This is a genomic window from Sphingobacterium rhinopitheci, assembly GCF_022627575.1.
In the GTDB taxonomy this organism is placed as follows: domain Bacteria; phylum Bacteroidota; class Bacteroidia; order Sphingobacteriales; family Sphingobacteriaceae; genus Sphingobacterium; species Sphingobacterium rhinopitheci.
On the sequence record NZ_JADEYQ010000034.1, the window covers coordinates 1 to 13,610 of the forward strand.

The 13,610-nt window shown below is 31.5% G+C and carries 19 protein-coding genes and 1 pseudogene; 12 read left to right on the plus strand and 8 right to left on the minus strand.

Annotation, left to right across the window (positions count from 1 at the left end):
- Positions 1 to 204 (plus strand): annotated as a pseudogene (locus tag IP023_RS15040) (2Fe-2S iron-sulfur cluster-binding protein); the annotation flags it as partial.
- A gap of 60 nt (positions 205 to 264) precedes the next feature.
- On the opposite strand, the gene IP023_RS15045 reads toward IP023_RS15040, so the two are convergent.
- Positions 265 to 1,134: an SDR family oxidoreductase gene (locus IP023_RS15045; RefSeq protein WP_241791236.1), complete on the minus strand. Its 870-nt coding sequence runs from the start codon at positions 1,132 to 1,134 to the stop codon at positions 265 to 267.
- 94 nt (positions 1,135 to 1,228) lie between these two features.
- Between IP023_RS15045 and IP023_RS15050 the strand changes: the two genes are divergently transcribed.
- Entirely contained in the window at positions 1,229 to 1,591 is a 363-nt protein-coding gene (locus IP023_RS15050; protein ID WP_241791237.1) for a winged helix-turn-helix transcriptional regulator, read from the plus strand.
- Positions 1,592 to 1,813: 222 nt separating this feature from the next.
- Here IP023_RS15050 and IP023_RS16000 read toward each other — a convergent pair whose 3' ends face one another.
- Positions 1,814 to 1,936, minus strand: a complete 123-nt coding sequence (locus tag IP023_RS16000) for a relaxase/mobilization nuclease domain-containing protein (RefSeq protein WP_394801862.1) — start codon at positions 1,934 to 1,936, stop codon at positions 1,814 to 1,816.
- A 152-nt stretch (positions 1,937 to 2,088) separates the two neighbouring features.
- Here IP023_RS16000 and IP023_RS15055 point away from each other — a divergent pair, with 152 nt between their 5' ends.
- A complete protein-coding gene (locus tag IP023_RS15055; RefSeq protein ID WP_241791238.1) occupies positions 2,089 to 2,625 on the plus strand; it encodes a hypothetical protein in 537 nt (178 codons plus the stop codon).
- A gap of 230 nt (positions 2,626 to 2,855) precedes the next feature.
- Here the strand turns inward: IP023_RS15055 and IP023_RS15060 are convergent, their stop codons facing one another.
- Together IP023_RS15060 and IP023_RS15065 are read right to left on the minus strand one after the other, a co-directional pair.
- On the minus strand, positions 2,856 to 4,313 hold the full coding sequence (locus tag IP023_RS15060; RefSeq protein WP_241791239.1) for a relaxase/mobilization nuclease domain-containing protein: 1,458 nt from the start codon (positions 4,311 to 4,313) through the stop codon (positions 2,856 to 2,858).
- Positions 4,304 to 4,624: a plasmid mobilization protein gene (locus tag IP023_RS15065; RefSeq protein ID WP_241791240.1), complete on the minus strand. Its 321-nt coding sequence runs from the start codon at positions 4,622 to 4,624 to the stop codon at positions 4,304 to 4,306. The genes IP023_RS15060 and IP023_RS15065 overlap by 10 nt, the downstream gene beginning before the upstream one ends.
- A gap of 446 nt (positions 4,625 to 5,070) precedes the next feature.
- Between IP023_RS15065 and IP023_RS15070 the strand changes: the two genes are divergently transcribed.
- Positions 5,071 to 5,256, plus strand: coding sequence for a hypothetical protein (locus IP023_RS15070; protein ID WP_241791241.1), 186 nt, complete (start codon positions 5,071 to 5,073; stop codon positions 5,254 to 5,256).
- A gap of 97 nt (positions 5,257 to 5,353) precedes the next feature.
- A complete protein-coding gene (locus tag IP023_RS15075) occupies positions 5,354 to 5,608 on the plus strand; it encodes a hypothetical protein (protein WP_241791242.1) in 255 nt (84 codons plus the stop codon).
- Between the two features lie 87 nt (positions 5,609 to 5,695).
- On the opposite strand, the gene IP023_RS15080 is transcribed toward IP023_RS15075, so the two are convergent.
- Together IP023_RS15080 and IP023_RS15085 are read right to left on the minus strand one after the other, a co-directional pair.
- Positions 5,696 to 5,968, minus strand: a complete 273-nt coding sequence (locus tag IP023_RS15080) for a Txe/YoeB family addiction module toxin (protein ID WP_241791243.1) — start codon at positions 5,966 to 5,968, stop codon at positions 5,696 to 5,698.
- Positions 5,955 to 6,230 (minus strand): type II toxin-antitoxin system Phd/YefM family antitoxin, encoded by a 276-nt coding sequence (locus IP023_RS15085; protein ID WP_241791244.1) that lies wholly within the window; start codon positions 6,228 to 6,230, stop codon positions 5,955 to 5,957. Before IP023_RS15085 ends, IP023_RS15080 begins: the two co-directional genes overlap by 14 nt.
- Positions 6,231 to 6,782: 552 nt before the next feature.
- Here IP023_RS15085 and IP023_RS15090 point away from each other — a divergent pair.
- The gene (locus tag IP023_RS15090) at positions 6,783 to 7,727 is read left to right on the plus strand and encodes a replication initiation protein (protein WP_241791245.1); all 945 of its coding nucleotides are present in this window, start codon (positions 6,783 to 6,785) and stop codon (positions 7,725 to 7,727) included.
- Between the two features lie 37 nt (positions 7,728 to 7,764).
- Here IP023_RS15090 and IP023_RS15095 read toward each other — a convergent pair whose 3' ends face one another.
- Together IP023_RS15095 and IP023_RS15100 are read right to left on the minus strand one after the other, a co-directional pair.
- Positions 7,765 to 7,983, minus strand: coding sequence for a ribbon-helix-helix domain-containing protein (locus tag IP023_RS15095; RefSeq protein ID WP_241791246.1), 219 nt, complete (start codon positions 7,981 to 7,983; stop codon positions 7,765 to 7,767).
- Positions 7,983 to 8,573, minus strand: a complete 591-nt coding sequence (locus tag IP023_RS15100) for a ParA family protein (RefSeq protein ID WP_241791247.1) — start codon at positions 8,571 to 8,573, stop codon at positions 7,983 to 7,985. The genes IP023_RS15095 and IP023_RS15100 overlap by 1 nt, the downstream gene beginning before the upstream one ends.
- A gap of 215 nt (positions 8,574 to 8,788) precedes the next feature.
- On the opposite strand from IP023_RS15100, the gene IP023_RS15105 reads away from it, so the two are divergent.
- The 6 genes from IP023_RS15105 to IP023_RS15130 form a co-directional block, all read left to right on the plus strand.
- The gene (locus IP023_RS15105) at positions 8,789 to 9,865 is read left to right on the plus strand and encodes a DUF262 domain-containing protein (protein ID WP_241791248.1); all 1,077 of its coding nucleotides are present in this window, start codon (positions 8,789 to 8,791) and stop codon (positions 9,863 to 9,865) included.
- A 1-nt stretch (position 9,866) separates the two neighbouring features.
- Positions 9,867 to 10,436: a hypothetical protein gene (locus IP023_RS15110; RefSeq protein WP_241791249.1), complete on the plus strand. Its 570-nt coding sequence runs from the start codon at positions 9,867 to 9,869 to the stop codon at positions 10,434 to 10,436.
- A 221-nt stretch (positions 10,437 to 10,657) separates the two neighbouring features.
- Positions 10,658 to 11,263 (plus strand): recombinase family protein, encoded by a 606-nt coding sequence (locus IP023_RS15115; protein WP_241791250.1) that lies wholly within the window; start codon positions 10,658 to 10,660, stop codon positions 11,261 to 11,263.
- Between the two features lie 115 nt (positions 11,264 to 11,378).
- Positions 11,379 to 12,275: a LysR substrate-binding domain-containing protein gene (locus IP023_RS15120; RefSeq protein ID WP_241791251.1), complete on the plus strand. Its 897-nt coding sequence runs from the start codon at positions 11,379 to 11,381 to the stop codon at positions 12,273 to 12,275.
- Positions 12,276 to 12,347: 72 nt separating this feature from the next.
- The gene (locus tag IP023_RS15125; RefSeq protein WP_241791252.1) at positions 12,348 to 13,364 is read left to right on the plus strand and encodes an NAD(P)/FAD-dependent oxidoreductase; all 1,017 of its coding nucleotides are present in this window, start codon (positions 12,348 to 12,350) and stop codon (positions 13,362 to 13,364) included.
- A gap of 2 nt (positions 13,365 to 13,366) precedes the next feature.
- A partial coding sequence (locus IP023_RS15130; protein ID WP_241791253.1) for a 2Fe-2S iron-sulfur cluster-binding protein occupies positions 13,367 to 13,610 on the plus strand: 244 nt, incomplete at its 3' end.

The window sequence follows — 13,610 nt, forward strand, 5'->3', positions numbered from 1 at the left end:
ACCTGTGGAGGAATGGGCTTATGTGCTGATTGTTTATGTCGAATTAGTAAGGAAAATAATAATTTTCCATCTCCAACAGATCAAGAGTTGGATACATTAGATAATATTCCGGAAATATTTGATAACAGTAGGTTGTGCTGTCAAATTGCTCCGGGAGAACACCTAAATAGTATATTATTAGAACTATCCGGTGAAGACCACTAAAACTTGTTTTTCGTAATTTATATAATGCACAGTAAGAATATTTTACTGTGCATTATTGAGCTAAGCGCTATAAACTTGTGTTAGGTATTCTTTTGCACTTGTTGGTTTTCTACCTAAAATTTGCTCTAGATGCGTTTTCTCAGTCAAGAACTCACCTTGTTTTATCGCCTCAGCAAATCCCGCTAATAGACCAATAAATTCATTAGGAACTCCAGCTTTTGTTAATGAGTCAAGGTAAATATCAGCTGATGGACTGATATAATTAACCTCCTGACCAACAATTTTACTCACGTATTGTGCTATTTCTTGCATTGAGACTTGCTCTGTGTTGCTTAAAGAATATTCTTTATTCTCATGTCCTTCGCTCACAATTACTTTTGCTATAGCTTCAGCCATATCATTTCGAGATGCAAATGATCCTTTAGTTTCTCCAGCTGGTAAAAATATTCCTGTACTCAAAACTTGTTCACCAAAAAACATTGGCAATGCATCTAAGTATAAGTTATTACGAAAAATAGTATAATCTAATCCACTTGATTTTATAGCAATTTCAGTATCAATATGTGACTTTTCAAGGAATGCTATTGGTGATGTTTCTGTGTCATTCTTACGCTCCGAGCTTGTATAATAGATGTGCTTTACACCTGATTTTTTTGCTGCAGTTACTACATTTTCATGTTGTTTTGTTCTATTTACAATATCTGATCCAGAAACTAACAATAATTTATCCACGTCATTAAATGCATTTTTCAATGAATTTAAATCATTATAATCGGCAATTTTTATATTTACCCCTTTTGCTTTTAATTCAGTAGCTTTTGCTTCATCTCTCACTAAAGCAACTATATCTGTTACTGCTGTTCCATTTTGTATAAGAAAATTAATAGTAGATTTTCCTAGATTTCCTGTTGCGCCTGTTACTAATATCATATTTTTTATTTTTTTAATGTTATAGACAAAGATATAGTACATTTGCTTACTAAAATATAGCACTATACTAAAGTATAGTAAATTGTGTTTAAATATGGAAAAACAATATAGTTTGAATGAAATTAAATCATGTCCAGTGGAATATATTTTAAATATAAATGATACACTTAATGTTTTAAGTGGTAAGTGGAGATTACCTATCATTGGCTCTGTGTTATATGGAAAAAAAAGATTTACTGATATTCAGCGAAATATTCCTAAAATAAGTCCTAGAATGTTGAGCAAAGAGCTTAAAGAATTAGAGCTTAATGGTGTTTTAGTTCGAAAAATTCACCACACTATACCTGTTTTAGTAGAATACGAATTGTCTGAATCTGGAAAATTAATAACAGAAGTATTGGATAAGATGATCGAATGGGGAATACAACATCGAAAAGCTGTTCTGCAAAAATCTTAAAGAAAGTATAAAATCAACATTGTCAAAATTTAGTCTCAAAAAAGGTTCTTTTTAACTCAATGACACTCTTAGATTTACACTTCCAATAATTTTAGAGGAAACTTTCTCATATATTTAAGTTTTATGATCTGCTGTAACCTCTAGATTGGATCTGCTCCTGGCTATGTCTGCTTATCTAGTTGAGCTTTTATCTGCAATAATGTGACATCGATTTGCAATAAATTATTCTTTCTTACCATCAAAGCCTATATTTAATTTTTTTCCATCCAAATCAACCTTATTGATGATAAAATAATAATGAAGATTTTTAGTATCGTTGTGTTTAACGAATAGATATTGATGGATAAGGAATTAAAATTGGGTCCGGAATTTATTTGGAAAAATTTTCATCTAGGATCTGAATAAGGAATAGCAGGAAATTTTATCTACGATCGTTTTACGACAAAAAGAATAAATTTATCAATACAATTAATAGTAACTTATATAGATATTATCAGATGAGGGAATTTAAAGTCACGAAAAAAAGTCAATATGATGCTTTAAAAGAATTTATAAGCGCAACAGTTTTTTACTCATTATTTATTATATTTCTATTAGCAACACTTTTATTATACTATGAGCTTAAAATCAAAGAAATTACTATAATTTTATCATGTGGATTAATTCCCTATGTACTTTATTATCTCTACCCTGTAGTAACAATCCATTTAAACTATTTAAAAAATGCTGTTTACCAAGTTGTGGCATTATCACAGAATCAGATTAAATTAGATAACATTAATTACATATCCGATAATATAAAAAAAATAGATGTTTACGCTTCGTATATATATTTCGCAGGAGGAAATGGAACTTATTATACTGCACACGAAGGAACTTATTATAGAGTTGATTTTTTATTAGTTAGTGGAGAAAGGATCCATTTATCTTCATTATATGGACAGGATCTATATACATATATTAAAGAATGTTTTGTTAATACACCTATAATAGAACATAAATTGTTGTTTGTTCCAAAATATTTGATTAATTGAGTGTTATTATTTAAACTTCAAATAATTTGGAAATAAATTTTAGGTGTTTCAATTGGTAGATCAGAATATGCTAATGAAAAATTGCACAATGTAATTTTGATTAAAAGATAGGGTTGGGCTTTAACTGAAGAACTAACCCTAACAGTATTTTAAAAACTCACACAGTTGCTGCTACAGAGCCGTAGCACCCTGGATTAAACTCGTACAGCCAAGGCTATATATTAAGTTTATCACCTACTGTAACCGCTAGAGTAGTTCTGCTCCGGACGTTGTTCTTTCTGCTCTTGTTTTGATTTTATCTGCTCAAATCTGCTTAATTCCCTTTCTTGTTTTTCAACTCGAGTATCTACTTCAATTTCACTCTTTAGAGCATTTTGGATGAAATCTTCAACTAACTGCTCTTGATCAGGCTCTTTTACCGGGTTGAGTGTTATTTTCTGTTTTTCTTGTTCTAATCTTTTATTATAGATTTCTGCTTCAGCATTTTTTTCTCTGATTTCCTTGCCGAACAAAAGAGGTACTTTCTTTATCTCCATTGGCTTGGCGTTCCTTACCTGTTCTTCATAAGCCTTACGCTCTTCATACTGAGAATACAGATTACCACTTTCGTAAACAGTAGCTCGAATGCTTGATTCTAAATCTGATTTTATAAGGAGATTAACATCGTTTACTTTGTAGGAATAACCTTGACTAGTACGTACCAAACCACGAATTTTTAAAAGATGCTCTATATTAACCCCATAACTACTAGATACACAAATCGAGGCTACCTTTTCTAAAGTCGTTCTTAAATGACGTTCTACCTCTGCTCTGGTGATAGTTTTGGTCTCTTGAAGTACTTTATTGTTCTCCTGCAAAACTTTGCTTATATCGTTCCATTTAGCCTCAATTTGCGAACCTTTTACACTTATGGTATCACTTTTAAATGATACCCCCGATATCCCGTTTCTATTCTCCATAAATCGGACATCAATACCCTTTTGCTCCAGGAATGTTTTAAATTCCTCTGGACTTCTAATTCCTTTGTTCTGAAGAGCTGCCATTACTTCAGCTTTTATCCTGCTCTCCTGTTCTCTTTTGTGAGGATCCTTACTGATGCTTTCTTTTTTATCTCTCGGTTTTAGTGCCTTTAATTCTTCTTTAGATAATTTTCTATATCCTTTAGAACTATTTGGGTCATAGATAATTTTTCTACCCTCCGTACGTTGTAAACCTTGTTCCTGCTCGATTTTATCCGCAATAACATGACAGCGATTTGCAATAAATTCTTCTTTCTTACCATCAAAGCCAATATTTAATTTCTTTCCATCTAAATCAACCTTATTGATGATAAGATGATAATGAGGATTCTTAGCATCGTTGTGTTTAACGACTAGATATTGATGATTTTCATCTGTAACACCCAATTCCTTCAGCACCCCATTTACGGCATTTTGTCGTTCGGATTCTGTTAACTTTTCTTGGGCATCGAAACTTACATAAAAGTGCAGGACAGGAACACTAACTCGGCTGTTGCCATTAGCAACAAAACGCATCTGCCTTGCCATTTCTCGAGCATTGCCATATACATTATTCTGCGTAATGATCTCGGGTTTTTGATCTGCCTTTAGTTCATCTAGCTTTTGGTCTTTCAAAGCATAACCAAGCGCTCCCCGGAATCCGTTTCCTGTTATTACACCTACGACCATTCTTTTATAATTTTCTCAATATCCCTTAAAAGACTCTCTATCTGTGGTAGCTCTTTACGCTGATTTGCTAATCTGGTGAGCTGATTTAGATTGTTGGCAAGACCTATGATGGTGCGTCTATCTATACCTCCACCTGCTTGGATACTATCCTTTTTCTCAGCAGAAAGAACTGCACCTTTAAGCATCAATTGCCGGCCATATTCCGAGATGGTCAAGCCTAATTTTTCAGCCTTTGACTCTATCTCTTTATGCTCTTTGTCATTCACTCGGATGACAAGATTTTTCAATCTCGGATTGTCTTTCTTATTCATTCCTTTTTCTTTTTTATTGACCAAGATCAAAAATGCGAAGCGGTTTTTTGTCCTGGTCTTTGCTTCAAAATTTTAGCGAAGCGTATAAAAATTTTGTGTCAGATTTTCAGCGTAACAAAGTGCAGCGTAAAGAAAATCTTGGCCCCGCAGGGCGAGGTTCGTAATAAGGATATACATTTGCACAGGCAAAATGTAAATACGTTTACGCACCTCGCTTCTTCAAACTGTACTAAGATACTGAGAAATAAGGATTCTCCAAAATCCGTTTTCGAAGTATCGCCAGCGAAATAAAAATAGCCCATCTAAAAGGGCTATTTTTATTGAAGCAGACCGCCCAAAAAGGCGGGCAATAGTTTATAACAATATCCATTGTTACTTTGATACTTTGTTATATTGTTACTTTGATATATTGTTACATTGTTATACTCTATTTTCTAACTTTAGTTATGGAAAACAAACTTTATATACAATCAATATTTAACAAAATAGCAGCGATGAAAAAACGTTCTGCAGAAATTTTGGGCGATGCCAAAATAAGCGGAAAACTTCATTATTACTTTGACATTAAAAGATGTAAAGAAAACGAAATAATCAAACTTGAAAACGGGGTAGAAACAATAGTTAAAAAATAATCCCCCCCTCCTTTGTAGCGTATCGGCTTTGGCCGATGACATTCGTTGAATGGTGGTTAAGGAGAAAAAGTATACTTGTATTTAAAGTGATAGCATTATGAATACAAAAAATTTAAAAAAGTCAACGTCATTACCTCTGGATAGGGAGTTGTACAACTACATCGAGAAATTGGCCAAAAAGGAGAACAGGAGCGTAAACAATTTTATAGAAACAGTGCTTGCTGATGCTACAAATTTCTACAAGCTTAATAAGGAAACAAAGAAAGCTATTGAAGATTTGCAGTCCGATCGCCCTAATTTAAAGCGATACAGCGCCGCTAAGGACTTATTTAATGATCTACTAGCTGATTAATGGGTATATGCATTGAGCGCTTCTGGTAGCTTTAAAATGATTTTTAAAGCATGCTAAGAACTGTCCTAGAGAAGAGATTTAGAAAAACTATTTATCGTCGTAGTGACCATAAGCCGAAAGAACAAGTACAGTTATGCCTTCTTCTTCGATCAGATAAATTAAACGATGCTTATCGGTGATTTTACGTGACCATTGATTCACCCGATTTTCTCCTAATGGTTTGGGATGACCTGTGCCAAATGTAGGGTGCTCTTCCAATTCCTTGAGCAGCTTACTTAATTTCTTATACGTTTGAGGTTCTGATTTTTTAAGTTTTAAAATATCCTTAATGGATACTGGCGTATAATTAATCTTGTACATCAGCGCCTATACGATCTAAAAAATCATCCAAACTTTCCCCCTGGTTCATCGCATAACGTTGACCTTGATTCGCCTGTGCTAAAGACTGGTCTATTTTAGCCAAGAAATCAGATTTACTTAGCACAGTATCATCTGCTGTAACAGGCACAATGCGGTAAGCTTTATTTTTCTTGCGTTGAACAAGGATCTCTTCCCCTTTATCTACACGGTCAAAGTAGCTTGCTTGGTTCTCTCGAAACTCTCTGGAAGTAATAACTAACATAATCTTAATATTTGCGTACCAAAATAGTACACAAATATACGTCTTTTCCTAAAAGAAAGCAACCGAAGGGCGCTAGCGCATGCCCAAAGGGATGCAAGCCACAAACCTGAGGGGGCAAAAAATAAATAAAAAAAAGCATAACTAATTGATATTAAACATATATTGCATTAATATGACAAATGATTCGCGCGCAACTTTTATTTTTTTAGAAATTCGTTTTCTCGTTGATTTTCAAATCTCCAAACCTGTCAAAAAGTCACCCTTCAAAGTCAAAAATCTTCGATTTTTATCTTAAAAAACCTACAAACGTTTTTTTAATTATTTTAATATATTTAATTATTTTGCGAGCTCTGTGAGTGCTTTAAATCAACAAGTTACAAGCTTAAAAAACACTTTTTATAAGCTAAAAAACACTTTTTATAAGCTAAAAAACACTTTTTATAAGCTAAAAAACACTTTTTATAAGCTAAAAATATCTTTTATTTAAATCAGTGTTTTTTAATTGTGTTTTTTTAATTACCTTTATAATGAGATACAAACAAGAGAATTTATATGGAATTGTTAACTATTGAGGAAGCAGAAGTTTTAGGCGAAAAGCATTATAAACAACATAATGCTATAACTTCAGGTCGCTATGATTTTACGGCTTGTCAGCTAGATATTCTCTTTATGATTCTTTCTTCTTTAGAAGAGGATAAACTAACGTATACAATTAGAGCAAAGGATATAGAATTACTTACTGGTAGAGAATGGAATTATCAGCAACTAAGAAAATCAACTGAAGATATTGGTTCAAGAATGTTTGAAATTGAAAAGGCTGGATCTTATAAACAAATTTGGCTATTTCAATCAGTAGAATATTTAATTGGTAAAGGAGCTTTTGAAGTCATGATTTCAGAGCCCGCAAAACCATTATTCTTCGAACTTAAAAATAATTTCACACACTTTCAATTAAGATCCGTATTAGGTTGTACTTCAAGCTATGCAAAACGCCTGTATATGCTAGCTTGTCAATGGCGTACAATTGGAAGATTTCCAAAACCTATTCCAATTATTGAACTAAAGCAAATGCTTGGCCTTGTTGATAAAAAAGGAAAAGAACAATACACTCAAATAGGCCAACTTAAAGAGAAAGTCTTAGATGTTGCTAAACGACAAATAAACCAAAATACGGATATATCTTTCGACTATGAGTTATATAAACGTGGACGTTCGTATGAATATATTCAGATATATGTAAGTATACATAAGGACAAACCTAAGCAACTAGAAATCGATTATAAAATTCCTGTTAATGAACAAAAAAACATAAGAACTATTATGGCTTATGGCATTAGCGAAGAGTATGCTGAATTAATTGTTAAAAATGGGTTTGATGAATTTATAAAGTTTGTAGAGAAGGTAAATGAGAGGGCTAAAAAAGGAGAAATAAACGTGGAAAATGCTGCTGCTTATATCATTGGGACTTATCAGAAAAAAGGGGTCTTACCAAGATAAGTATTTAAAGTAATAACGTATTTACGTAAATACGTTATTACTTTAAATACTGCCTTATAGCTTCCTCAATTAATAATTTTACATTTGTGTCCTCTTCAACAGCTTTAAGTTTTAGGGCTTTTATAAGCTCTTTATCTAACCACAAAGTATAAGTTTGTTCACTATCTCTTTTATTGGTTTTTACAGGTACAACCTTTTGTTTAGGAACATCATTAGGTTTTACTTGTTTCAATTTATCGAACGGATTATTTGCCATTATAATAACTCTAAAATTTCACTTGTTAACTTTCTTACTTCATCTTTAGCATTTTCATCTGAACTTGTTAAAACTCCTCCAGTCAGAAAGGTATTCGTATAAGCTACACGGTCTCTTATTTCTCCAATAATAGGTAAGTCGTATTCTTTTAATTGTTCTTTAGCTTGCTCAGTAATACTCGCTCTAGGCTTTACCATATTTAAAACTATAGCTGCTTTTAATTTCTTGTTTGATTTTTGAGCTTCTTTTACAAGCTCAACAGTCGAGCGTATCGCCATTATATCAGGAACCCCTGCTTTTGTAGGAATAATTACTAAATCAGACTTTAAGAATATAGGCAACATCTCATTCATCAAATACGGCGGAGTATCTATAAATAAAGCTTCAAAATTTTGATTGTATATATTATTACTAAATGGGATAATGATTACGTCTGGAATTAAACCTTGTAATTGTATCGTTGATCCCTGAGGATCTATATCGGTTAATATAGTATTCACATTTTTAGCAAATGAATACGCTAAATTTAACGCTAGTGTACTTTTTCCTACACCTCCTTTTTGATGAGCTATTGTTATTATTTTTGACATAATAATTTGTAAATACGTATTGACGTCAATACGTATTTACAAATATATAAAATATTATAAACATAATATAATTGCAAGTATATCAGCTTATAGAGAGGATATTTTTATCTGATCATATAGTGTAATGTGTATATAGAGAAGGATTAGCGAAACTTTCCGTATATTGATTTCGCTAAAACAACTGTAATGTGTAATTACAATTAACCCCTCTAAATATGAGTGAAGTAAAAGATACAAAGTCATTTTCAATAAACGATATTCTTTCATGGAAAGACAATGGAGAACTAGTTTTATCTCCAAAATATCAAAGAAATAAAGTTTGGAATCTAAATGCAAAATCTTACTTAATTGATACAATTCTAAGAGGTTACCCTATACCACAAATTTTCATTAGACAACAAATAGATATATCTACTAGAAAGACTATAAGAGAAGTTATTGATGGACAACAACGTATTACGGCTATTTTAGAATATTTTGACAATCAATTTAAAATTCAAAAATCACATAATAAAGAATTTGGTAATTTAACATATTTTGAACTACCTGATACAGAAAAAGAAAATTTCTTGAACTACAACATAAGTTTTGAAATCGTTAAGCTAAAAGATGATTCAAAGATTTATGAAATGTTTGCGAGATTAAACACTAATAATATAGCTTTAAATAAACAAGAGTTAAGAAATGCTCAATATTGGGGAGAATTTAAGGTATTTATACTTAGAAAATCATCAGATTTTAAAAATATTTTTATTGATAAAAAAATTTTTAAAGACAAAGATTTAAGTAGAATGGCTGATGTTGATTTCATGAATTCGTTAGTTATTAACTTAATTGATGGAATAGTGACTGATAGTAACACTAAAACAGAATCTGCGTATAAAAAGTATGATAAGGAATTTTTAGACCAAGAAATAATAGAAGAAAAACTTAATCGCATATTTTTTATTATTGAAAGCATTTTTTATAACCAATTATTTAATTCGAAAATATTCTATCGAAAAAATTATTTTTGGACCTTGTTCGTTACTATAAACCATCAACTATATGGAAATTTAGAAAATCAGATCCCTCGGAATCCAAAATTTGATAACGATTCATTTGATTCTAACATTAATACATTCATTGCTAAACTTTCTTTATTCGAATCAGAATTTTTAAATGCTGAATATGATTCTGAAAATGCTTCTCACAATATTCTAGAATTTGAAAAGTACCACAGGACTAGAACTACAAGTAAAGATGAAAGAATAACTAGAGTAAAAATACTTTCAGAATTTTTAATGGATTAGAATGAACAATCAAGATTTATTAGACGAAATTTCAAGATGGGAAACGGTTTTTTCATCTTCTTCGACAATAGATAATTCTTTGTATGAACTCGCATTTTTTAAAATATTTATAAAATTCGAAAAATTCTTGTCAGATTGTTTTGAGAATTATGCTATTGGTAATCCTAGTATTCATGGATATTGCCCAACTAGAAGATTGACATTTGATAATTTAGAGCATTTAAATAAAGTTATAAAAAAAGAAAATAGGTTATTTGTAAATCACTTTGAAGTCATCAAGACAATTTCAGACTGTTTCTTTACAAATAACCCGTTTGATATTATAAAAACAGACCCAAACTATTCGAATATAATTAACCAAATGAAAGTTATTAGGGATTATATTGCTCATGAAAGTAGTGCGGCTAGAAATAAATACATTATTAGCATATTAAATAATAGACCTTTCATAGAACCATTTCAACATTTACTATCAATAAAGAGAGGATCTAGTTTGTCATACTATACTTACTATATTAACTCAATCAAAGAAATTAGTAATTTTATTATCAATACCCCAGTAAGTGCATAAAATGTACTAAACCTAATATCTGTAAAAAAACAATATTTAAGGTACACTATTTTAAAAAGGTCTCAATATATGGTGGTATATTGAGACAATAGGACGTTCCTGGTTCATAAACACATAAAGTTTCTTAATCAATCATATAGTCTTTATTGATTTTTCTTAAAAACTCGTCTCTTTAAATAAAATTTCATAAATTTATTATGCATGAGTTTATGCGAAAATATATGAAGATAGGATACGCTAGAGTTTCTACTAAAGATCAGAACTTAGATTTGCAAATTGAAGCGCTTCAAAAGGCAGGTTGTGAGAAGATTTTTGAAGAAAAAATTTCAGGATCGACAAAGAATCGTCCTGAACTAGATAAGATGATCGAACAGTTTAGATCAGGAGATGAACTTTATGTTTGGAGACTTGATCGATTAGGGAGAAGTCTAAAGCATATCATTGATTTGGTATTGTCGCTAAGTGAAAAAGGCATAATCATAAAGGGGCTTGCTGATGGTGTTGATACGAGTACTATCAATGGTCGGTTGTTCCTTAACCTTATGGCTTCATTAGCAGAATATGAACGTGAGTTAATTCGTGAAAGAACGAAAACTGGCTTACAATCAGCTCGGGCTCGCGGTAGGCTAGGAGGTAGGCCAAAAGGATATAGTAAAGAAGCCATCTCTAAATTATTACTTATGCGTTCAGTCTACAAGGATGTGAAAAAGAGTCCAGAGGAAATATACACAGCATTAAGTTTAACACGTGCTACTTTTTATCGCTATGCTAAGATTTTGGATGATTACACAGATGAGGAAATCAAAAAAATGGATATAAGTAAATAGTTTGCTTATCTTCAGTTTTTTTAGTTTAATATCGTTTGGTAGATTTTTATAGTTCTTGAGAAGCAGTGAAATCTATCAAAAGAGTAAGTCCATAAATTCTTATTTTGTAATAATCATGAAACTAATAGATTTTAGACTACAAGTGTTTTATGAAGTTGCTAGTAGACTTAGCTTTACAAAAGCAGCAATATTTTTAAATATAACTCAACCAGCAGTTACCAAACATATACGTGAAATTGAATACCAGATTAATACGCGACTTTTCGAAAGAAAGGGGAATCGAATATACTTAACTAGTTCTGGCAATCTAATGTTAAGGTATGCGGAAAAGATCATGAGTTTATATAGTGGTTTAGAAGCAGATTTGTCACGTATGAATAATATTAATAGTGGAATTATTCGAATAGGCGCAAGTACAACTGTGGCACAAACAGTAATGCCTAAATTATTAGCATTATTCAAGAAGAATCATCCAGAAATTCAACTAAGCTTTCGACAAGGAAATACTGAAGTAATTACTCAGCTTGTTGTCGATGAAGCTTTAGATATAGCAATCGTTGAGGGGGCTGGAAAATTTAGTGAAATTTCATATACTCAATTTCTGAGAGATGAAATAGTGTTAGTAACAGCTGCATCAAATACTTTGTCTAATCTAAAGACAATAGATACTGAAGAATTGTACAAATTACCTCTTGTAATGCGTGAAGCTGGTTCTGGCACATTAGATGTTGTTCTAGCTAACCTTATTTCTAATGCGGTAGATATTGATAAATTAATTACGGAGATTAAATTAGAAAGTACAATTGCAATTAAAGAATACTTACTACATTCCAATTCAGTAGCTTTTTTATCCGTACAATCAATCCATAATGAGCTTAATAGTGGCCATTTAAGAATTGTTAAGGTAAAAAATATATCTATTTATCGTGATTTCCAATTCATACAATTACAAGGTAATAATCCTAAATTAATCGAGTTTTTTAAGCGATTTTGCTTAATTCATTATAACTAAAAGTAATTACTTATTACTTTTCTTCATTTGATTATAAAAAAGCAGAAAAGCATTTTTGTAAAAAATAGACTTATGAAGAATGATACAATAGTAACAGATTTATGTATAATTGGAGCAGGCCCTGTTGGGCTATTTTCAGTATTTGAAGCAGGCTTACTAAAGATGCGTTGTCATCTAATTGACGTTCTTCCACAAGTAGGGGGGCAATTATCTGAGATATATCCGCAAAAGCCTATCTATGATATTCCTGGTTTTCCAGTCATTAAAGCACAAGAATTAATAGATAATCTAATAGAGCAAATTCGTCCTTTTAATCCTACCTTTTCTTTAGGAGAGCTTGTCAAAGAAATTTATAAACTTGATGAAAACACTTTTCGAATAAAAACGTCAGAAAATACTATAGTAGAAGCAAAAGCAATTGTCATTGCTGGAGGGTTAGGCTGTTTTGAACCTAGGAAACCAAGTATAGAAAACCTGTCCCAATTCGAAGGTAAAGGAATTTCTTATTTTGTAAAAAACATTGAGCAGTATAGAGATAAGAGAATTGTAATTGCAGGTGGAGGAGACTCAGCATTAGATTGGACTATTGAATTAAGTAAAATAGCTAAAAAAGTTACATTGATTCATAGAAACAACTCATTTAGAGGATCGCCCGACAGTGCCGACAAAATATTTAAGATGGCGGAATCTGGAGAAATTGATTTAGTACTTGGAACAACTTTAAATAAAGTAGATGGTGATACTAAACTTCAAAAAGTATACATAACAAATAATCAAGGCTTTACTGATGAGTTGTCTGCTGATGCATTAATTCCATTATTTGGATTAACACCAAAACTTGGTCCAATTGCAGACTGGGGGCTAAACTTAGAAAGTAATGCCATAGCAGTAAATACATTAGACTATTCTACAAATGAACCTGGTATTTATGCAATTGGGGATATCAATACTTATCCTGGTAAGCTTAAATTAATTTTATGTGGTTTCCACGAAGCTGCTTTAATGGCACAGGGTGCTTTTAAAAGAGTCTTTCCAGATGAAAAGTTAACCTTTAAATATACTACTGTATACGGTGTAAATTCATTTTAAATATGCTTAAATTTTCAATTAAAGATAGACAAGGGGTAATAAAAGATTTAGAATTAATGAAAACTCCAGATTTAAATCTAATGGAGATTCTTAAATCGAATGGCTACAAAATGCGCGCTACCTGTGGAGGAATGGGCTTATGTGCTGATTGTTTATGTCGAATTAGTAAGGAAAATAATAATTTTCCATCTCCAACAGATCAAGAGTTGGATACATTAGATAATATTCCGGAAATATTTGATAACA